The organism is Aeromonas sp. 2692-1 (assembly GCF_013085505.1).
In the GTDB taxonomy this organism is placed as follows: domain Bacteria; phylum Pseudomonadota; class Gammaproteobacteria; order Enterobacterales; family Aeromonadaceae; genus Aeromonas; species Aeromonas hydrophila.
In genome coordinates this window covers 4716385-4735952 of the sequence record NZ_CP038513.1, presented here as the reverse complement: position 1 = coordinate 4735952, position 19568 = coordinate 4716385, and the positions used below count along the sequence as shown (strand labels likewise).

General features: G+C 63.7%; 22 protein-coding genes and 1 pseudogene. 6 read left to right on the top strand and 17 right to left on the bottom strand.

Features of this window, described 5'->3' with window-relative positions; all coding sequences use genetic code 11:
• The first annotated feature begins 33 nt into the window (after positions 1-33).
• From E5E97_RS22085 to nqrE, 6 genes are all read left to right on the top strand, one after another.
• Positions 34-750: a disulfide isomerase DsbC N-terminal domain-containing protein gene (locus tag E5E97_RS22085; protein ID WP_024944245.1), complete on the top strand. Its 717-nt coding sequence runs from the start codon at positions 34-36 to the stop codon at positions 748-750.
• Positions 716-2446, top strand: coding sequence for a single-stranded-DNA-specific exonuclease RecJ (recJ, locus tag E5E97_RS22080; RefSeq protein ID WP_171281103.1), 1731 nt, complete (start codon positions 716-718; stop codon positions 2444-2446). The genes E5E97_RS22085 and recJ overlap by 35 nt, the downstream gene beginning before the upstream one ends.
• Before the next feature lie 149 nt (positions 2447-2595).
• Complete coding sequence (locus E5E97_RS22075) at positions 2596-3777, top strand: MerR family transcriptional regulator (protein ID WP_171281102.1); 1182 nt, start codon at positions 2596-2598, stop codon at positions 3775-3777.
• Positions 3778-3816: 39 nt separating this feature from the next.
• Positions 3817-4320, top strand: coding sequence for a GNAT family N-acetyltransferase (locus E5E97_RS22070; RefSeq protein ID WP_171281101.1), 504 nt, complete (start codon positions 3817-3819; stop codon positions 4318-4320).
• Positions 4321-4505: 185 nt separating this feature from the next.
• On the top strand, positions 4506-4949 hold the full coding sequence (locus E5E97_RS22065) for a hypothetical protein (RefSeq protein ID WP_253265122.1): 444 nt from the start codon (positions 4506-4508) through the stop codon (positions 4947-4949).
• A gap of 154 nt (positions 4950-5103) precedes the next feature.
• Positions 5104-5703 carry an NADH:ubiquinone reductase (Na(+)-transporting) subunit E gene (nqrE, locus tag E5E97_RS22060; protein ID WP_011707038.1) on the top strand — a complete coding sequence of 200 codons (600 nt, stop codon included), beginning with the start codon at positions 5104-5106 and terminating at the stop codon, positions 5701-5703.
• Between the two features lie 44 nt (positions 5704-5747).
• Here the strand turns inward: nqrE and E5E97_RS22055 are convergent, their stop codons facing one another.
• The 17 genes and pseudogenes from E5E97_RS22055 to lptE all read right to left on the bottom strand — a co-directional run bounded on the left by E5E97_RS22055 (position 5748) and on the right by lptE (position 19558).
• Positions 5748-6317, bottom strand: a complete 570-nt coding sequence (locus E5E97_RS22055) for an alpha/beta hydrolase (RefSeq protein WP_077096526.1) — start codon at positions 6315-6317, stop codon at positions 5748-5750.
• 138 nt (positions 6318-6455) lie between these two features.
• Positions 6456-6953, bottom strand: a complete 498-nt coding sequence (locus E5E97_RS22050) for a GNAT family N-acetyltransferase (RefSeq protein ID WP_171281100.1) — start codon at positions 6951-6953, stop codon at positions 6456-6458.
• A 162-nt stretch (positions 6954-7115) separates the two neighbouring features.
• Positions 7116-8081 carry a lipoyl synthase gene (gene lipA, locus E5E97_RS22045; protein ID WP_011707035.1) on the bottom strand — a complete coding sequence of 322 codons (966 nt, stop codon included), beginning with the start codon at positions 8079-8081 and terminating at the stop codon, positions 7116-7118.
• A gap of 85 nt (positions 8082-8166) precedes the next feature.
• Positions 8167-8871 carry a lipoyl(octanoyl) transferase LipB gene (gene lipB / locus E5E97_RS22040; RefSeq protein ID WP_043121070.1) on the bottom strand — a complete coding sequence of 235 codons (705 nt, stop codon included), beginning with the start codon at positions 8869-8871 and terminating at the stop codon, positions 8167-8169.
• Between the two features lie 96 nt (positions 8872-8967).
• A complete protein-coding gene (gene ybeD / locus E5E97_RS22035; protein WP_005298227.1) occupies positions 8968-9231 on the bottom strand; it encodes a DUF493 family protein YbeD in 264 nt (87 codons plus the stop codon).
• Positions 9232-9523: 292 nt separating this feature from the next.
• Complete coding sequence (locus tag E5E97_RS22030) at positions 9524-10714, bottom strand: D-alanyl-D-alanine carboxypeptidase family protein (RefSeq protein WP_011707032.1); 1191 nt, start codon at positions 10712-10714, stop codon at positions 9524-9526.
• A gap of 197 nt (positions 10715-10911) precedes the next feature.
• Complete coding sequence (locus E5E97_RS22025) at positions 10912-11877, bottom strand: septal ring lytic transglycosylase RlpA family protein (RefSeq protein WP_171281099.1); 966 nt, start codon at positions 11875-11877, stop codon at positions 10912-10914.
• A complete protein-coding gene (mltB, locus tag E5E97_RS22020) occupies positions 11819-12817 on the bottom strand; it encodes a lytic murein transglycosylase B (RefSeq protein WP_171281098.1) in 999 nt (332 codons plus the stop codon). Before mltB ends, E5E97_RS22025 begins: the two co-directional genes overlap by 59 nt.
• Positions 12817-12954 (bottom strand): FtsW/RodA/SpoVE family cell cycle protein, encoded by a 138-nt coding sequence (locus E5E97_RS22015; RefSeq protein WP_011707029.1) that lies wholly within the window; start codon positions 12952-12954, stop codon positions 12817-12819. The genes mltB and E5E97_RS22015 overlap by 1 nt, the downstream gene beginning before the upstream one ends.
• Entirely contained in the window at positions 12951-14054 is a 1104-nt protein-coding gene (gene rodA, locus E5E97_RS22010) for a rod shape-determining protein RodA (protein ID WP_016351680.1), read from the bottom strand. The genes E5E97_RS22015 and rodA overlap by 4 nt, the downstream gene beginning before the upstream one ends.
• Positions 14047-15963 (bottom strand): penicillin-binding protein 2, encoded by a 1917-nt coding sequence (gene mrdA, locus E5E97_RS22005; protein WP_016351679.1) that lies wholly within the window; start codon positions 15961-15963, stop codon positions 14047-14049. The genes rodA and mrdA overlap by 8 nt, the downstream gene beginning before the upstream one ends.
• Positions 15964-16170: 207 nt before the next feature.
• The gene (gene rlmH / locus E5E97_RS22000; RefSeq protein WP_005298242.1) at positions 16171-16638 is read right to left on the bottom strand and encodes a 23S rRNA (pseudouridine(1915)-N(3))-methyltransferase RlmH; all 468 of its coding nucleotides are present in this window, start codon (positions 16636-16638) and stop codon (positions 16171-16173) included.
• 22 nt (positions 16639-16660) lie between these two features.
• The gene (gene rsfS / locus E5E97_RS21995; RefSeq protein ID WP_011707026.1) at positions 16661-17002 is read right to left on the bottom strand and encodes a ribosome silencing factor; all 342 of its coding nucleotides are present in this window, start codon (positions 17000-17002) and stop codon (positions 16661-16663) included.
• Between the two features lie 185 nt (positions 17003-17187).
• Complete coding sequence (gene nadD / locus E5E97_RS21990) at positions 17188-17832, bottom strand: nicotinate-nucleotide adenylyltransferase (protein ID WP_077096551.1); 645 nt, start codon at positions 17830-17832, stop codon at positions 17188-17190.
• 41 nt (positions 17833-17873) lie between these two features.
• The gene (gene holA, locus E5E97_RS21985) at positions 17874-18905 is read right to left on the bottom strand and encodes a DNA polymerase III subunit delta (protein WP_171281097.1); all 1032 of its coding nucleotides are present in this window, start codon (positions 18903-18905) and stop codon (positions 17874-17876) included.
• A 35-nt stretch (positions 18906-18940) separates the two neighbouring features.
• Positions 18941-19048 (bottom strand): annotated as a pseudogene (locus tag E5E97_RS21980) (DNA polymerase III subunit delta); the annotation flags it as partial.
• A 27-nt stretch (positions 19049-19075) separates the two neighbouring features.
• On the bottom strand, positions 19076-19558 hold the full coding sequence (gene lptE, locus E5E97_RS21975; protein WP_016351676.1) for an LPS assembly lipoprotein LptE: 483 nt from the start codon (positions 19556-19558) through the stop codon (positions 19076-19078).
• Positions 19559-19568 lie beyond the last annotated feature (10 nt).

Here is a 19568-nt window from a genome sequence, read left to right as displayed (position 1 = left end):
GAGTCCATTCGTTCATGCCAAGTGAGTAAAAGAGTGAAGTATTTACTGCTGGGAATGATGCTGCTGGGCTCTTTTGCCGCCAGCGCGGGGATGGATCCCCAACTGTTGAAGCAGACCATAGAGCAACGGCTCGGGGTACAGGTCTATCTGGTAGACGAGACCCCCATGCCCGGTCTCTACATGCTGGGCACCGCCCAGGGGCTGCTCTATACCGATGCCAGGGGCGACTATGTGCTGCAGGGCACCATGCTGGATCTGGCCCACGACATGAAAAACCTCACCATGCTGGGGCTGCGTCAGCAGCGGCAACTGGCCCTGGCGCAGATCGGCGAGCGGCGGGTACAGCTGCGGGCCGAGCAGGAGCGCCATCGCGTCACCCTGTTTACCGATCTCGCCTGCAGCAGCTGTCGCACCACCCTGGCAGAGCTGCCGGTCCTGCAGGCGAGGGGGGTCAGCGTGCAGCTGCTGCCAGTGCTCGGCACCTTTGCCGATCTGGCCGAGGCGCAGGCGCGCTGGTGCGATCCCCGGCAGTTCGACGCACTGGATCTCAGTGATCGTTTGCCTGAGACCGGCTGTAATGAGATCCTTGCCCATCATATCGGCCTGAGCCAGTGGCTCGGGATCAAGGCGCTGCCGAGCTGGGTCCTGCCAAATGGCGACCTGGTACGCGGTTATCAGAGCCCTGAACAACTGCTCAAGATACTGGATCACATCAATGCCCCTGCAAATCCGTCGTCGTCCGCGAGTTGATGATTCCCATCTGCCCGCCACCCTGCACCCGCTGCTTCGTCAAATCTTCGCCAGCCGCGGGGTCGAAGATCCCGCTCTGCTGGAGCGCAGCGCCAGCCAGCTGCTGCCGCCCCAGCGTCTGTTCGGCATGGCGCAGGCGGTGCCGCTGCTGGCCGAGGCGTTGACGGCGCAAAAACGCATTCTCATCGTCGGTGACTTTGACTGCGACGGCGCCACCAGCTCGGCGCTGTGCGTGCTGGCCCTGCGCGCCATGGGCGGTCGTCACATCGATTTTCTGGTGCCCAACCGCTTCGAGTTCGGTTATGGCCTCACCCCTGAGATCGTCGAGCTGGCGGTGGCCCGCGGCGCCGAGTTTCTGATCACGGTGGACAACGGCATCTCCAGCATCGCCGGGGTGGCGGCGGCCAAGGCGGCCGGCATGCAGGTACTGGTTACCGATCACCATTTGCCGGGCCAGGAGCTGCCTGACGCCGATGCGATAGTGAACCCCAACCAGCATGGCTGCGACTTCCCCTCCAAGTCGCTGGCCGGGGTCGGGGTCGCCTTCTATCTGATGGCAGCCCTCAACACCCAGCTGCGCCAGAGCGGCTGGTATGAGCGTCAGGGGCTGCGCGTCCCCAACGTGGCGGATTACCTCGATCTGGTGGCGCTCGGCACCGTGGCCGACGTGGTGGCGCTCGATGGCAACAACCGCATCCTGGTCCATCAGGGCTTGCAGCGGATCCGGGCCGGCCGTTGTCGCCCCGGCATCCAGGCGCTGGTGGACGTGTCGGGCCGCGACGGTCGTCGCCTGTGCGCCGCCGATCTCGGCTTTGCGCTGGGGCCGCGCCTCAACGCGGTGGGCCGGCTCGACGACATGTCGCTCGGGGTCGCCTGTCTGCTGAGCGAGGACATCAATCTGGCGCGCCAGCTCGCCTCCGAGATGGACAGCCTCAACCAGGAGCGCAAGGAGATAGAGCAGGGGATGCAGCAGGAGGCGCTCGCCACCCTGGAGCAGATCCGTTTTCGCGACGGCGAGGTGCCCTCCGGCATAGTGCTGCACCGGGACGAGTGGCATCAGGGGGTGGTGGGGCTGGTGGCCTCCAAGGTGAAGGAGAAGTACTACCGCCCGGTCATCGCGTTTGCCGAGAGCAGCGAGACCGAGCTCAAGGGCTCCGGGCGCTCCATCCCGGGGGTGCACCTGCGCGATGCGCTGGAACTGCTCGATACCCGCCACCCCGGCTTGATGGGCAAGTTTGGCGGCCACGCCATGGCGGCCGGGCTGACCCTGCCCAAGGCCAATATCGAGGCCTTCGGCCGTGCCTTCGAGGCGATCATCGGCGAGTTGGTGACCCCTGAGCTGTTGACCGGGGTGCTGCTCACCGATGGCGAGCTGCTGCCCGATGAACTGAGTCTGGAGCTGGCGGAGCTGATCCGCGCCTCCGGCCCCTGGGGTCAGGCCTTCCCCGAGCCGCTGTTTGATGGCGAATTCGTGCTGGTGCAGCAGCGACTGGTGGGGGAGAAGCACCTCAAGATGATGTTGACCACGGATTCCGGCCACGCGGTGGATGCCATCGCCTTTGGCGTCGACTTGCAGCGCTGGCCCGATGCCTCGGTGAAGCGGGTGCGGCTGGTCTACCGGCTCGACGTCAACGAGTGGCGCGGCAACCGCAGCGTGCAGCTGCTGGTGGAGCATCTGGAGGCGGCCGGCCTCTGATCTCGTGAGTCTGTTTGACTGCCGATGACGGCCACCTCAGGGTGGCCGTTTTTTATGGTGTGAACCCGGATTTTGCCGTTGACCCGTCTATTGCTTCACAGTTTAAGCTTTCCTGCATCGGGTCACAGACCCCTCAGCGAGTGGTTGTCATGAAAATATCCGAACTGGCCCGGCGCTGCGGCCTGGCCCGCTCCACCCTGCTCTATTACGAAAAGCTGGGGGTGATTGCGGGCACGAGGGCCGCCAACGGCTATCGCCATTACGACGATGAAGATCTGCAGCGGTTGCTGATGGTGCAGGCCCTGCAGGCCGGCGGGCTCAGCCTCAAGCAGTGCCTCGCCTGTCTGGCGGGTGAACTGGAACAGGCAACGCTGCAGGCCCGGGTCAGGGAGCTGAATGAGGAGCTGGCGCAGATGCAGCGCGCCCGGGATCTGCTGGCGGATCTCGCCGGTTTGCGTGCGCACTCCGGCGACGAGTTCAAGGCCTGGCAGCGGCAACTGCAGCATCAAGCCCCGCAGGCCTACTTTGCTTGGGTGATGAAGCAGGGGTTCAGTGAAAAAGAGCGCTACCACCTGCAGTGGCTGAGCAAAGACATGAACGAACACGAGCGTTACATCCGGGATTTCAAGCTGCTGCTGGATGGCATGAGCTATTGGGGGCCGGGCGATAGCCTCTTCACCCAGCAGCAGTTTGCCGCGCTGTCCAGCCAACCTCGCCGGATCCTCGACATGGGCTGCGGGCGCGGCGCCGCCACCCTGGCGCTGGCACAGGTGACGGACGCCACCATGGTGGCCATCGATCTGGACGAGGAGGCGCTGGCCGCCGTGGCCCGCAGCGCCAGTGCGGCGGGGCTTGGTCAGGTCACCACCCTGTGCGCCAACATGGCGGCGCTGCCGGCGGACCTGGCCCCTGCCGATCTCATCTGGGCCGAGGGGAGCGCCTACACCATAGGGGTGGCCAACGCCTTGCAAGCATGGCGGCCGTACCTTGCCGGTCCTGCTGCCTGCCTGGTGCTGAGCGACCTGGTGTGGCTGACGGACACGCCGCCAGAGGAGGCGCTGGCGTTCTGGCAACGGGATTATCCCGCCATGCAGACGCTGGCGGGCCTGCTGAAGACGGTGCAAGAAGCGGGTTATCGCTGTCTGTCGCACACCCCGTTGCCGCAAAGAGGCTGGCGCAACTATCTGGACCCCATCGAGCGCAATCTGGCGCGCCATCGCGCCGAGCTGGGGGATAGCCCCGCCTGGCAGGATTTGAGCCGGGAAGTGGCCATCCACCGCCAATACCTGGGCAGCTACGGCTATGTGATCTGCTGCCTGCAGGCAGTCTGATCAGGCCATCCATTGCAAGAGAACAAACGGAGAAAACCTATGAACATCCTCATTCGGCCCGAAACAGGCGCCGATCACGACGCCATTGAAGCGCTGACCGTGGCCGCGTTTCTCAATGCCCCCCATACCGATCACAACGAGCAGCGGATCGTGCGCGACCTGCGCCAGGCCGGGGCGCTCAGCCTGTCGCTGGTGGCGGAGCAGGAGGGGCGGGTGGTCGGCCACCTCTGCTTCTCGCCGGTGACCATCAGTGATGGCAGCCCGCACTGGTATGGTCTTGGCCCTATTTCGGTCTCTCCTGCGCTGCACGGCAAGGGGCTGGGTTCTCGGCTGATGGAGGTGGGTCTGGCACAGCTCAAGGGGATGGGAGCGGCCGGCTGCGTGGTGCTGGGGGAGCCCGGCTTCTACGGCCGTTTCGGCTTCGTGTCCGAGCCGGGGTTGACGCTGCCCGGCGTGCCGGCGGAGTACTTCATGGCTCGCTCGTTCGGCGCCGCCATACCCCGTGGCGAAGTGTGCTACCACCCGGCCTTTGTGCAGGAGTGAGGGGCACCGTAAGGGCAAAGAGGATGTTCCTTGCGCTCATTGTGGTTTTTAATTGCCGGCTTTATTGATAACGAGGGTTTTTAGTATCAATTCGTGGGTGTTTGCAGGGTTTCAAATTCAATAAAAAGATGAATTGTGATATATTCGGCCTCGCTGAATCCTCTTTTAAAGAAGGAACTCCCCGCTTGTCACCCGCTGGCCGACGCTCGACCTGGCCGATGGCCCTCGCCATCGCCTGCCTTCTGTGGCTTGCCGCCTTCGCCGCGGCAGAGGTCGGTGCAGCCGTACGTCAGGCCGCGGTCGGTCAGGGTGCCTCGATGCAGTTGCATGAGCCGGCCGATCCCGGGCTGGTCAACAGCGTCAGCCTGCCACCGGGCGGCCAGTGGCGGCTCAGCTTCGAGCAGGGTCGACGGCTGGAAGGGACTGCTCAAACCGAGCTCTATCAGGTGCTGCTGGCCTGGTTCCAGCACGATATCCTTGGCCTGCTCTGCGGCCTGCTGTTCTTCCTGCCCCTCATCTACCTCAGACAACTGAGCGACTACTTCGGTTATCTGCACCGGTGGCGCTTGAGCTGCCATCACCTGCAATTTCGTTTCTGCCACAGCGACTCGTACCCGGCTGCTTGCTGAGCGCCCGTCCGCCCAAGGCTTGCTCCCTCGCTGATTGATGTCAGCCGCGAAGGCATGCCCGTGCGGTCCGGTGCCCTCCTTGCACCGTCTTCGTGCCTGCCCGCCGGCGAGCGCGAAGGCGGCTCCCGCCCCGTACACGTTGTGAGCCGACCCGATGGATTATTATGTAAACCTGTTTATTCACTCGATTTTTGTCGAAAACCTGGCGCTGGCCTTCTTCCTTGGCATGTGCACCTTCCTGGCTGTTTCCAAGAACATCAACACCGCCTTCGGCCTTGGCATGACGGTGCTGGTGGTCATGGTGATCGCCATCCCCCTCAACAACCTGATCTACCGCCATATCCTGCGTCCCGAGAGTACCTTCCTCGGCGAATTTGATCTGAGCTTTCTCGATTTCATCGTCTATATCGGGGTGCTGGCGGCGCTGGTGCAGGTGATGGAGATGGTGCTGGACAAACATTTCCCGGCGCTCTATCACGCGCTCGGCATCTATCTGCCGCTGCTGACGGTGCATTGCGCCATCTTCGGCGGGGTGATGTTCATGGCCCAGCGGGATTACGATTTCATCGAATCCGTGGTGTACGGAGCGGGCTCAGGGCTGGGCTGGCTGCTGGCCATCGTCGCCATCGCCGGTCTGCGCCAGAAGATGAAGTATTCGGATGTGCCGGAGGGGCTGCGCGGCATCGGCATCACCTTCATCGTGGCCGGGCTGATGTCGCTAGGCTTCATGTCTTTTTCCGGCATCTCGCTCTAGCCTGCTGAGTGTTGCAACGGCCACGCAAGTGGCCGTTTTGTTATCTATTGGTCTTCGATCATCCCCAGCAGGCGGTCGTGTACCAGCGGTAGCTCCAAAAAACCGTCCCGGTCGAGGAAGTGACCGCCATGCTCCAGGCTGTAGAGCGGTGCGGCCAGCTGTTCGCTCAGATGCTGGCAGTAGCGATAGGGCACGATGGCATCGTCGCGGGAGGCGACTACGACCCGGCGGGGCGCCAGCGCCATGATGTGGGCCGGGTCGTAACCCTGGGTCATGAAGGGATCCAGCTCAGGCAGGGTGTGCAGCGGCTGATCGAAGCCGGATACCAGCAGGATCCCGCCCACCCGGCAGGAGGCGGGCAGGTGGCTCAGCTGGCGCAAGATGGTGATGCAGCCGAGGCTGTGGCCCAACAGAAAGGTCCGCTCATCGTGATCGCGCACCAGGCTGTCCATGGCGGCGTCCCAGGCGGCGGGTTGCGGATGGTGGGGGTCAGGCATGGCCAGCACCTCGACCCGGATATCGCGGGCTTCGAGCCGTGCCTTGAGCCAAGGGAACCAGTGGGAGTGGGGGGAGGCGGTATAGCCGTGCACGATGAAGACGCGGATGTGTGACATAAGCAGGATCCTGAAACGGGGCGACAGGGAACAAACAGGGCGTGCGCAGCGACGCAGGCCGGGGCGGCCTCATCATATCAGCGCCAGCCGGGTGGTGGCACGCCCCTGTCCGGGTGGTACAAGGGCGGGACAAGGCGTTCAACCCAGCCGTTTGGCCATGTTGTAACCGGTGATGGCGAAGCCTGCCTCCTGGTAAAGCGCCAGGGCGCGCGGGTTGTCGTGGGCGACCCGCAGGGTGATCTGGTGGATACCGCTGCGTTTGAGCTCGGCTTCCAGCAGCGCCATGGCTGCCTTGCCTATCCCCCGGCTGCGGTGGGTCGGCGCGACATAGAAGTCATAGATAAAGGTGGCGGCGCCGTCGCTGTCGATGGCGTGCCAGAGATAACCCAGTGGCTCCTCCTCGGCGGGGGCAACCGCTTCCTCTGCGGGCAGGATGCAGAGCAGGCGATGGCCGGCACTGGCCACCCCTTGCGGCAGATAGCGCTGCAGAGAGGCTTCCGCCTTGTGGCGGGCGGTGGCGAGGTCGTGGCCGTGGTTGCTGGCGAGATCCTGCGCGTACTCCTCGATGAAGCAGGCGCAATAGGCGGGGTAGTGCTGCTCGCTCATGGGCAGCAAGCGGATAAGCGGTGTCGGCATCCTGCAGATCACTCAAGGGGAGAAGGGAGGCTCACGTTAACCCGGCGGCGAAGTGAGTGCAAACGGCGCTGGTCGTGGTCGGCAGCTGGAACGGCGTCCGCCTGCGGCCGGCCCATAAAAAAGAGCGCCCAAGAGCGCTCTTTTTGACCAGGGGGAGCGAGGTTATTTCACCTCTTCGCCCTTGGCTTGCAGGTCAGCATGATAGGAGGAGCGGACGAAGGGACCGCAGGCGGCGTGGGAGAAGCCCAGCCCCATGGCAACGTCTTTGAGCTCGTCAAACTCTGCGGGCGGCACGTAGCGCTTCACCGGCAGGTGGTGGCGGCTCGGCTGCAGATACTGGCCCAGGGTCAGCATGTTGACGCCGTGCTCGCGCAAGTCCTTGAGTACCTGCACGATCTCTTCGTTGGTTTCGCCCAGACCCATCATGACGCCGGACTTGGTCGGCACATGTGGGTGCATCTCCTTGATGCGGCGCAAGAGCTCCAGCGACCACTTGTAGTCGGCACCCGGACGGGCGACCCGGTACATGCGCGGGGCGGTTTCCAGGTTGTGGTTGAACACGTCAGGCGGGGTCTCGCGGAACACTTCCAGCGCCTGCTCCATCCGGCCGCGGAAGTCCGGGGTCAGGATCTCGATGCGGGTCTGCGGGCTGTGCTCGCGGATCTGCTTGATGCAGTCGGCGAAGTGCTGGGCACCGCCGTCGCGCAGATCGTCGCGGTCCACCGAGGTGATCACCACGTATTTCAGCCCCATCTCCTTGATGGTCAGCGCCAGCTTCTTCGGCTCGTCCGGATCGAGCGCCAGCGGGCGGCCGTGGGCCACGTCGCAGAAGGGGCAGCGACGGGTGCAGATGGCGCCCATGATCATGAAGGTGGCGGTGCCGTGGTTGAAGCACTCCGCCAGGTTGGGGCAGGAGGCTTCCTCACACACTGAGTGCAGCTTGTTCTTGCGCAGGGTGCTCTTGATGTGCTCGATCTTCTGGCTCGACGGCGGCAGCTTGATCCGCATCCAGTCCGGCTTGCGCAGCACTTCCTCGTTGGGATCCGGCATGAATTTCACCGGGATCAGGGCCATCTTGTCGCCATCGCGCAGTTTGACGCCCGGCTCCATACGAACGGGTTTGCTCATGATTCACTCTCGGTGTTTGTTATTGTCTGGTTGATAGCCACCAGGGTCATCTCGGTGCCCTCATGGCCAGGCAGCATGGGCTCGCTCATGCCGCCTCTTCGGTATTCGTGATTGTCTCATAGCCGATCAGGCTGGCCAGTTCGGCTACCAGAATAGCTTGCGCCTCGGCCACGCTCTGCGGGCCGCCCAGGGCGCTGGTCTGGGTCATGGCCATGCCCGCATAGCCGCACGGATTGATGCGCAGGAAGGGGGTCATGTCCATGTTGACGTTGAGGGCCAGGCCGTGGAACGAGCAGCCCTTGCGGATGCGCAGGCCGAGCGAGGCCAGTTTGGCTTCTGTCTGCAGCGCGGCGCCGAGCTCGTTTTTCACGTAGACGCCGGGGGCATCGGGTTTGGCATAAGCCTCAATCCCGCTCTTGGCCAGGGTGTTGATGATGGCGGTCTCGAGGCAGGTCACCAGCTCGCGCACCGTCAGCTTGCTGCGGCGCACATCCACCAGCACGTAGAGCACCAGCTGGCCGGGGCCGTGATAGGTCACCTGGCCACCGCGATCGCTCTGCACCACCGGGATGTCGCCGGGGGCAAGCAGATGTTCGGCCTTGCCGGCCTGCCCCTGGGTGTAGACGGGATCGTGCTCCACCACCCAGAACTCGTCCGGGGTATCGGGGGTACGGCTGTCGGTGAAGGCCTTCATGGCATCCCAGACCGGCTGGTAGGGACGGCGGCCCAGCTGTCTGACCAGCAGCCGGGGGGCTGACGATGGTGATTCGGCGGGGGTTTGGAGTGACATCTTTCCTCACTGACAGGCGCTGGGGTCGGCCAGCGCGGCCACGACAGCCGGCTGGCAAATAATCAGTCGCCCCGGTGGCGGGGCGAGAGAGGCGACTTACAGGACGTAGCGAACCAGCTCTATGTTACCGAGTGCGGTATACATGGCTTCGATATGTTCCTTGCTCTGGGCGGTCACAGTGACCCGGACCGAGTGGTAGTTGCCCTTGGAGCTGGGCTGCACGGTCGGGCTGTAGGTACCGGGGGCGTGCTGCTGCAGCACTTCTACCACCATGTCCGGCAGCGCCGGGTCGGCAACGCCGAGCACCTTGAACGGGAACTTGCAGGGGAACTCCAGCAGTTCATCAAACTTGGTATTCATTTACTCACCTTTTGGTGTCGTCACGGGACGACTTCATCGCTTGTGGCTAGTGGCCGATGGCCCATCAGGGCCGCCATCTACCCGTCTGTGGCGGGCACTGCTCAAGTGTATATGGGCATTGCCCAGGCCGGGATCAAGGTCCGGTCTGGCAGACGAGGCATGGAGGTGCTGCTTTTTACCACAAATCGTCAGTCGGCGGAACCTGCAGATTGCAGGGTTATTGACTGGCCCGACCGCAAAAGACAGCAGCGGCGCCTGTTGGCGCCGCTGTTTGGTCAGGTTTGTGCGCAGGTTACTTGAACCAGCTGGAGACCAGCATCACCAGGTAATCCCACAGACGGCTCATCAGGCCACCTTCCTGCACCTCTTCCAGGGCGACCAGCGGAACCTGCTTGATTTCCTTGTCCCCTTGCTTGAGGAACACGGTACCGACCCGTTGGCCCTTGGCCAGCGGTGCCTTCAGCTCGCTTTCAAGCTGGAAGTCGGCCTTGAGGTTGTTGCCCTGGCCACGGGTGACCAGCACGGAGACGTCCTTGTCGACGCCCAGTTTCACTTCAGACTTGTCGCCCATCCAGATCTTCTGGGTCACCAGCTCGGTGCCAGCCTTGTACGGGGTCAGGCTCTGGAAGAAACGGAAGCCGTAGGTGAGCAGTTTCTTGCTCTCGGCGGCGCGGGAGGCTTCGCTGCTGGCACCCAGCACCACGGCGATCAGGCGCATGCCTTCGTTGTTGGTGGCGGAGGAGACCAGGTTGTAGCCGACCTGGCTGACGTGGCCGGTCTTGATGCCGTCAACTTGCAGGGATTGATCCCACAGCAGACGGTTGCGGTTGTGCTGGGTGATGCCGTTGAACACGAAGGACTTCTGGGCGTAGATCTTGTACTCGTCCGGCAGGTCGCGGATCAGGGCCTGGCCCAAGCGCGCCATGTCGTGGGCGGTACTGTAGTGACCTTCCGCATCCAGCCCGTGCGGGTTCATGAAGTGGCTGTCGTTCATGCCGAGCTTGGCGGCCCAGCTGTTCATCAGGCTGGCGAAGGAGTCGGTGCTGCCGGCCAAGAATTCGGCCATGGCGACGCAGGCGTCGTTGCCGGACTGGATGATGATGCCCTTGTTGAGGTCATCGACCGAGACCTGCTTGCCCACCTCGATGAACATCTTGGAGGAGTCGGAGTAGTTCTTGGACCAGGCGTTCTGGCTGATGGTCACCATGTCGGTGCGCTTGATGTTCCCCTTCAGCAGCTCCTGGCCAATGATGTAGGAGGTCATCATCTTGGTCAGACTGGCGGGCGGCAGACGCTCTTCGGCATTCTGCTCGGCCAGCACCTGACCCGAGTAGTAGTCGATCAGAATATGGGCCTTGGCGGAGATCTCCGGCGCGGCGGGAACGACCACGGGGTTGGCGTTCGGGGTCGGTACAGGCGTATTGGCCTGAGCGGTGGCGCTTATCAGGGAGGCCAGAATAACTGAACGGGCAAATTTGGACATCTTGAAATTCCTGGAGCCTGGTTGGGGTAACCCAAGTTAAAAATGCGGGCTTCACTATACCAGAAGCGACCGTCGGTCAAAGCCCGACGTGCCATCTGGCCTGGTTTTTTATCCATCCGTTGCCGCCATCACGCCGGGAAACGACGTGATGGCGGCAACGGATGGCGGTGGTTCATGCTGGCTGAGCCACTCCGCGATCAGGGGACGATGAAGGCTTGCTCCAGCCCCCCCTGACGGATCTGTTCGAGCAGGGCGGTCTGCTGAGCGGCGGGGACCGGTCCCAGCAGGACCCGGAAGATGGCGCCGTGGGCCGCCACCCGGTAGGGCACCCCATGGCGCTGGGTCATCACCTTGCCCATCGCCTCGGCCCGTGCCTGCGAGCCGCTGGCCAGCACCTGGATCATCTTGCCCTCGCCGCTGCTGGCGGGCGCGGCCGCCTTGGCCGCTGCCGGTTTGGCGGGTTTGACGACCGGGGCCTTGACGGGAGCCGGTTCGGCGGCAGCCGGTGTAGCCATGGCCAGTTCGGTGGGCTGACCGACGAAGCCGTCCTGAGCTGCAGGGGCCGCGGCCGCCGGCGTGGTCGGCGTCATCTCGATGGGCTGCATGGGGGCCATGATCACCATCTGGTCCGGGGTGTCGTTGATGAGCTCGACCCGCACCCGTGCCTCGCCCCCTTCCACCATCTCCAGCTGCTTAGCGGCAGCATGGGAGAGATCGATCAGCCGGTCGCTGCCGAAGGGGCCGCGATCGTTGACGCGTACTATGGTCTCCAGCCCGTTGTCCAGGTTGGTGACCCGCACATAGCTTGGCAGCGGCAGGTTGCGGTGGGCGGCGCTGAACAGCTTGCTGTCCTGCACGTCGCCGTTGGCGGTCTTCTGGCCGTCCAGGTCCTGCGCCAGCCAGCTGGCGGTCCCCTCTTCGCTGTAGTGCTTGATGTCGCGCCACACCTCGTTCTTCTGCTTGCCTATCCAGTAATCCCGGTTGCCGCTGGCGCTCAGGGGCTCGGGGCGCGGGATGGCACCGGTGGCCTGCGGGATCTCGATGACCTGGGGTTTTTCCGGCTGGATCGGTTCGGGAGGCGGGGGAAGCTGCTCCGGCTGGCTGCTACAGGCGGCCAGCAACAAGGTCAGGCTGAGCGGGAGAAGTTTGTGGCTGTAATGCATACGCGTCCTGGATTGCTTGACTGAGTTGATGCACCGCCATCGCATAGAGCGGGCTGCGGTTATAGCGGGTGATCACATAAAAATTGTGGCGCGCGACCCAGTATTCCGGTCCATCGGCCTGTTCCAATGCCAGCAGTTTCACCGGCGTGTAGGGTGCCAGCGGGGTGGCGAGTTCAATGCCTGCGGTGGCCAGCTCGGCCCAGGTCTGGGTCAGCTCGGGGGCAGGCCCCAGCAGGGTACCCACTGGCGCCAGCCCGATCAAGGCGGGTTCGACCGGTGACTCCCCCCAGCGCCACTGGTGCTCGGCAAAATAGTGGGCAACGCTGCCGATGGCATCCACCGGATTGGCGAACAGATCGCGCTTGCCGTCGCCGTCGAAATCGACCGCATAGTGGCGATAGCTGGAGGGCATGAACTGGCCCATGCCCATGGCGCCGGCATAGGAGCCCTTCAGGCGGGTGAGTGGCCACTTCTCCTCCCGGGCTAGCAGCACCAGCTGGGCAAACTCCTTGGCGAAGAAATCCGCCCGCTCCGGGTAGTGGAAGCCCAGGGTATAGAGGCTGTCGAGCACCGGATGGCGGCCCATCTGGCGGCCGTAGAAGGTCTCGATGCCGATGATGGCGACGATGAGGGAGGCCGGCACCTGGTAGGTCTGCTCGGCCCGCGCCAGGGTGGCGGCGTGGCGTTGCCAGAAGTCGACGCCATCCCGGATCCGCTCCGGGGTGATGAACAGCGGCCGGTAGCGGTGCCAGGGTTTGGCCTCCCATGGCTTGCTGATGGTATCGAGCACCTCCTGGCGCAAGCTGGCCTGGGCCGCGGCGGCCTGCAGCTCGGCCAGCGGCACCTGTTGCTGCTCGGCGAGCCGGGCGAGCCCCGGGGGCTCGACGGCCGCCGTTGCGGTGAGGGCAACGAGAGAGAGCAGCAAACCGGCCAGTCGCATCAGGCGAGCAGCCTTCTGTGGGTCTGAATGGACATCAGGATGCCGAAGCCAGCCATCAGGGTCACCATGGAGGTGCCGCCATAGCTCACCAGCGGCAGGGGGCCCCTACCACCGGCAGAATATATCCACCTCATCATGCCAGCAGCCTTCTGTGGGTCTGAATGGACATCAGGATGCCGAAGCCGGCCATCAGGGTCACCATGGAGGTGCCGCCGTAGCTCACCAGCGGCAGGGGCACCCCCACCACCGGAAGGATGCCGCTCACCATGCCCATGTTGACGAACACGTAGACGAAGAAGGTGAGGGTCAGGGCACCGCCCAGCAGGCGCTCGAAGCTGTTCTGGGCCTGCATGGAGATAAACAGGCAGCGGCTGATGATGTAGAGGTAGATCACCAGCAGGAGGGCCACGCCCACCAAGCCGAACTCCTCGCTGAATACCGCGAAGATGAAGTCGGTGTGGCGCTCGGGCAGGAACTCGAGCTGGGACTGGGTGCCCTGCAGCCAGCCCTTGCCGAACACGCCGCCGGAGCCGATGGCTATCTTGGACTGGATGATGTGATAGCCGCGACCGAGCGGGTCCTTCTCCGGGTCCAGCAGCATCAGTACCCGTTGGCGCTGGTAGTCGTGCATCAGGAAGAACCAGAGCACCGGCATGAAGGCGCAGATCAGCAGCACCGCCAGCCCGATCAGCCACCAGCTGATCCCCGCCAGGAAGATCACGAAGAAGCCGGAGGCGGCCACCAGGATGGAGGTACCGAGGTCAGGCTGGGCCGCGATCAGCAGGGTGGGCAGCAGCACCATGATGAGACTCAGCACCAGGTGGCTGAATTTGGGCGGCAGCGAGTGGCGGCTGAGCCAGGCGGCCACCATGATGGGCATGGAGAGCTTCATCACCTCGGAGGGCTGAAACTTCATGAAGCCGAGGTCCAGCCAGCGCTGGGCCCCCTTGCCGATATGGCCGAACACGTCCACTGCGACCAGCAGCAGCACCACCACCACGAACAGCGGCACCGACCAGCGGGCATAGAGGGAGGGAGGCAGCTGGGCCATGCCGATCATCAGGGCGAACGCCAGCCCGCCGCGCACCAGCTGGCGCACGATAGAGTCGACGTCCTGGCCGGAGGCGGAGTAGAGCACCACCATGGAGAGGGACATCAGGGTCAGCAGGCCGAGCAGCAGCGGCAAGTCGATGTGCAGCTTGTACCAGATGCTCTGCTGGCGAGCGGAATTACTCATGAGGAGCGACCTCTTCAGATTGGGGCTTCTTGGCCGGCGCCGGCGGCAGTTGCGGCTCCGGTGGCAGCAGGTAGGCATCCAGCATCTGGCGGGCCACCGGAGCGGCCATGCTGCTGCCGCCACCGGCGTTTTCCAGTACCAGGGCGACCACCGCCTTGGGAGCTTCGAACGGAGCGAACGAGACGAACAGGGCGTTGTCGCGGTGCTCCACCTTGGTGGTGGCCGCGTTGTAGACCTGGTTCTCCTTCAGCCCCACCACCTGGGCGGTACCGGACTTGCCTGCCGCCTTGTAGGGGGTATTGGCAAAGGCGCGCCGACCCGTCCCCTCGTGACCGTTGATGACCCGCCACATGCCGTCCTTGGCCACCTGCCAGTAGCTGTCGCTCTTGGTCTGGATGGCCATGTTCGGGTTGATGGGGGCATTGACCACGCCATCGATGGAGGCGGTGCTCTTGAGCAGGTGCGGCGTCACGTCGTGGCCGTTCTGGGTCAGGATGCTGATGGCCTTGGCCAGCTGGATCGGGGTGGCGCTCCAGTAACCCTGGCCGATGCCGATGGAGATGGTGTCACCCTGATACCAGGGCTGGCGCCAGCGGGCCATCTTCCAGTCGCGTGACGGCATCACCCCCTTGGTCTCCTCGTACAGATCGACGCCGCTGTACTGACCGAAGCCGAACTTGGTCATGTAGCTGTTGATCTTGTCGATGCCGACCCGGTAGGCGAGATCGTAGAAGTAGGTATCCGCCGATACTTCGATGGCGCGGTAGACGTCGAGCCAGCCGTGACCCCAGCGGCGCCAGTCGCGAAACTTCTTGGTGGTGCCGGGGATGGAGAAGCTGGGGCCGCCGAAGTAGCGGTAGTTGGGGGTGATGGCCCCCTCGTTGAGCCCCATCACCGCCATCATGGGTTTGACGGTGGAGGCGGGGGCATAGATGCCCTGAGTGGTGCGGTTCACCAGCGGCCTTGCCGGATCGTTGAGCAGCGCCGAGTAGTTGGCGCTGGAGATGCCGGTCACGAACAGGTTGGGGTCGTAGCTCGGGCTCGACTCCATGGCCAGGATGGCGCCGGTATTGGGATCCATCATCACGATGGCGCCCCGGCGACCGGCCAGCAACTCCTGCGCCTTGAGCTGCAGGCGGATGTCGATGTTGAGGTAGATGTCCTTGCCGGGCTCGGGCGGCTGGAACTTGAGGGTACGCACCACCCGGCCGCGGTTGTTGACCTCGACCTCCTGGTAGCCCGCCACGCCGTGCAGCTGATCCTCGTAGTACTTCTCCACCCCCTGCTTGCCGATGTCCTTGGTGGCGGCATAGTTGGCGAGCTTGTCCTCCTTGTCGAGGCGCTCCACGTCGCGGGTGTTGATCTTGGCTACATAGCCCAGCGCATGGGTGAGGGTGTCACCAAACGGATAGTAGCGCTTGAGGTAGGCCTCGATGCTGACCCCGGGGTAGTTGTGCTGGTTGACCGAGAAGAGGGCGACCTGATACTCGGTCAGCTTCTCGAACAGGGCCACCGGCTTGAAGCGGCGCTGGCGCTTGACCTCGGCCAGGAACTTCTCCTTGGTGCCCTCCGGCAGCTTCAGCAGGGCGATCAGCTCGTCGGCGGTCTTCTCCAGATCCTTGGTCTCTTCCGGCACTATCTCCAGGCTGTAGACCGGGCGGTTCTCCGCCAATAGGACGCCGTTGGCGTCATAGATGAGGCCGCGCGGCGGCGCCACCGGCACCACCCGGATGCGGTTGTCGTTGGAGCGGGTCTGGTAGGTGTCGTAAGACTCGACCTGCAGGTAATAGAGGTTGCCCAGCAACACCAGCATCAGCACTATCATGCCGATGTAGGCGACCAGGGTACGTCGGAAGAAGAGGCGACCCTCGGCGCTGTGGTCGCGCATCTCGATGCGATTCTTCAGCATGCCGCTACCTTATGACTGTCGAGCTGGTGAGAAACGGGGTGCAGATGTGCATGCTCACGCTCTGTGATTCTGGTTTGAGAGGGGGATGCTGGAATAGTGCATGGCTCACTCTCTGTGATTCGGGTATGCGAGGGTGATGCTGGAATAACGCATGGCTCACTCTCTGTGATTCGGGTATGTGAGGGTGATGCTGGAATAGCGCATGGTTCACTCTCTGTGATACGGATGATTGGTGGTAATGCTCCAGGCGCGATAGAGGCTCTCGGCTACCAGCACCCGCACCAGCGGGTGGGGCAGGGTCAGCGGCGACAGCGACCAGCTCTGTTCGGCGGCAGCCTTGCACTCGGGCGACAGCCCTTCAGGGCCGCCCACCAGCAGGGCCACATCGCGGCCATCCAGCTTCCAGGCTTCCAGCTGCACGGCGAGCTGCTCGGTGGTCCAGGGTTTGCCGGGAATATCCAGGGTCACGATACGCGAACGACCGGCCGCCGCCAGCATGGCTTCCCCCTCTTTTTGCAGAATGCGGGGGATGTCGGCATTTTTGCCACGTTTGCCGGCGCCGATCTCGACCAGCTCGAACGGCATGTCTTTGGGGAAACGACGACGATACTCTTCGAAGCCATGCTCTACCCAGGCGGGCATCTTGGTGCCCACCGCAATCAACTGGATCTTCATCGTTTATTACACTTGTACTCGGTTATTGCGCGTTCACTTGAGCGGTGCCGCTCCAGAGTTTTTCCAGCTGATAGAAGTCGCGATGCTCATCCTGCATCACGTGCACGATGACCGACCCCAGATCCACCAGTACCCATTCGCCGGTGAGCTGGCCTTCCACGCTCAGCAGATCGAGCCCGGCATGACGGGCTTCGCTGGCCAGATGGTGGGCGATGGCGCTGACGTGACGGCTGGAGTTGCCGGAACAGACGATCATGGTGTCGGTGATGCTGGATTTGCCGCGTACATCGAGGGTGATGATGTCGCGGCCTTTCATGTCATCGATCTTGTCGACGATAAAGGCATGCAATTCTTGACCTTGCAATGAGTCTCTCCTGTATTCCGGCGCGCTTTCACGGCGTGAGGGCGGCGGATTATATCATGGTCACTCCCGTTTCCCAGTGCGGCGAAGGGGAGTGGAACAGGGGCCGTGCCCGCTTGGCAAACTCGCCCCCTGTTGATCACTATAGTGCGCGATCCGTGCCGGACAACCGCCGGCAGCGATCGGGTTCATGCCGGCCGGTACAGCCCCTGCTGGCGGATGTATTGTGCCACCGACGGCGGCAGCAGATAGCGGGGATCCGCGCCCGTCGCCAGCAGCGCCCGCAGGCGGGTGGCCGACAGCTCGACCGGCAGATTGTCCGCCAGCCAGATGCGGCCGTGACGCAGCCGATGCAGATCTGCCACCTGCCGGCTCTGGTGGCGGGCCAGCAGCTCGGCCACCTCGGCCGGGTAGTCCGGCTGCCAGCCGGGGCGGGTACTCACCACCAGGTGGGCGTAATCGAGCAGCTCCTGCCAGCGGTGCCAGCTCGGCAGGCCGAGCAGGGAGTCCATCCCCATCAAAAAGCAGAGTGGAGTATCCGGCAGTTCATGACGCAGCTCGATGAGGGTGTCGATGGTCCAGGAGGGGGTGTCCCGTTTCAGCTCCCGCTCATCCACCACGAAGCCCGGGTTTTCCGCCGCTGCCAGGGCGACCATGGCCAGGCGCTGCTCGCTCGAGCAGAAGGGGCTGGCCCGGTGGGGCGGAATATGGTTCGGCAGCAGGCGCACTTCGGCCAGGCCCAGGGCGTCGCGGGCCTCGATGGCCGGGCGCAGGTGACCGATGTGGATGGGATCGAACGTTCCCCCCAGAATGCCGATGGGCGGCTGCAACATTGGTCCCCCTCCGGTGACGGCCGGGATGTCGACGGGCTGGATCATGCGTCAGATCCCGCCAGCGGCAAGGGGGTGCCATCGCGAAAACCGAGGGCGAGGGTCTGCAGCATCAGCCAGGCCTGCTCGGTATCGAAGCGACGCTGGGCGTCGTCGAACCGGGCCATCAGCTGCCACAACTGCTGCAGCTTGGCGAAGGGCAGCCGGGTCAGTGCCTGTTGAATGAGCTGCTGGCGGCTCTGCCAGATGCGCAGGCGGGAGAAGTGCTCCACCAGCGGCTGACCGGCCCTGGCCGCCAGCGCCAGCTCGGTGAGCTGCTCCAGCTCGCGGCACAAGGCCCAGGCCAGCATGCCGGGTTCGGTGCCCTCGGCGCGCAGGGCCAGCAGGATGCGCTGGGCCCGGTTCACCTTCCCTTCCAGCAGGGTGTCGATGAGCTGGAACGGGGTGAAGTGGGCGTGGCGGATGATGGTCTCCTGCAGATAGGCGACGCTGATGGGCTGGGGCGGCGAGAGCAGGGTCAGCTTCTCGATCTCCTGGCTGGCAGCCAGCAGGTTGCCCTCGTAGGAGTGGCACATGAAGTTGACCGCATCCGGCAGCGCCTTCAGCCCGAAGCGCTGGAAGCGGGCGCTCATCCAGCGCGGGAAGAAACGGGGCTCGGGGTGGTTGACCGGCACATAGGTGCCGCTCTGGCTCAGTTTGTCGAACCAGGCTGCCTTCATCTGGGTCTGGTTGAGGCGATTACCACTCAGCACCAGCAGCAGGTCGGGGTGCAGCTGTTTGCCGATCTCGCTGATGCGGGCCGCCAGATCCTTGTCGACCTTGGCCGGCAGCTCCAACTCGATGATCTGGCGGGCCGAGAACAGGCTCATGGCCTGGCAGGCATCGTAGACCTGATTCCAGTCCAGTCCCTGTTCCACCACGAAGCTGTGACGCTCATCGAAGCCCTGTTTGCGCGCCACCTGGCGCACGGCATCGATGGCTTCCAGCTTGAGCAGGGGCTCGTCCCCAAAAATGAGATAGCAGGGCTTGAGCCCTGCTTTGAGATGGTCCGCGAGTTGTTCAGGGTAAATCCGCATCAGAACCTGGCCTGGTTGAGGGGGAAGGATGCACGGTCGATGGCTTGCTCATTCTTGAACAGGGGAGCGTCCCCAAAAATGAGATAGCAGGGCTTGAGCCCTGCTTTGAGGTGATCCGCAAACTGCTCGGGATAGACTCTCATCAACGTACTCTCATCAAGATACTTGCATCAGAACTTGACCTGGCTGAGCTGGCGGATCACCAGGTTGGCGGCCTGCTCCTGCATCTCCTTGCCAAGCTGCTCCTGCTCGCGGGAGGAGGCGAGCGCCGCGTCCGGTTTGTTGAGGAAGCTGCGGTTGAAGGCGATGGGGAAGACCTGGGTCGGCTTGCCCGGCATGGAGACGGTGAACTGGGTGTTGTAGCCCAGCACGTATTCACGGGCCTGGCCGATGGAGTCGACGGAGGCGACCTGGCTGGTGCTGCCGACGCCGGACAGGGTCAGCACCGGAATGCCCTCCTTGTCGGCGAGCTGCACGCCGGCCGCCTTGAGGCGGGTGGTGACCAGTCGATAGAAATCGCTCTTGTTGTCACCGACCACCTTCATGGTCATCAACTCGGGCGGGATGGCGGTGCCGCGCATCTGAAAACCGCAGGCCTGCAGCAGCAGACCGGTCAGCAGTATGGTCAGCCAGCGAGTGAGGGTGGTGCCCATAGAAAATCCT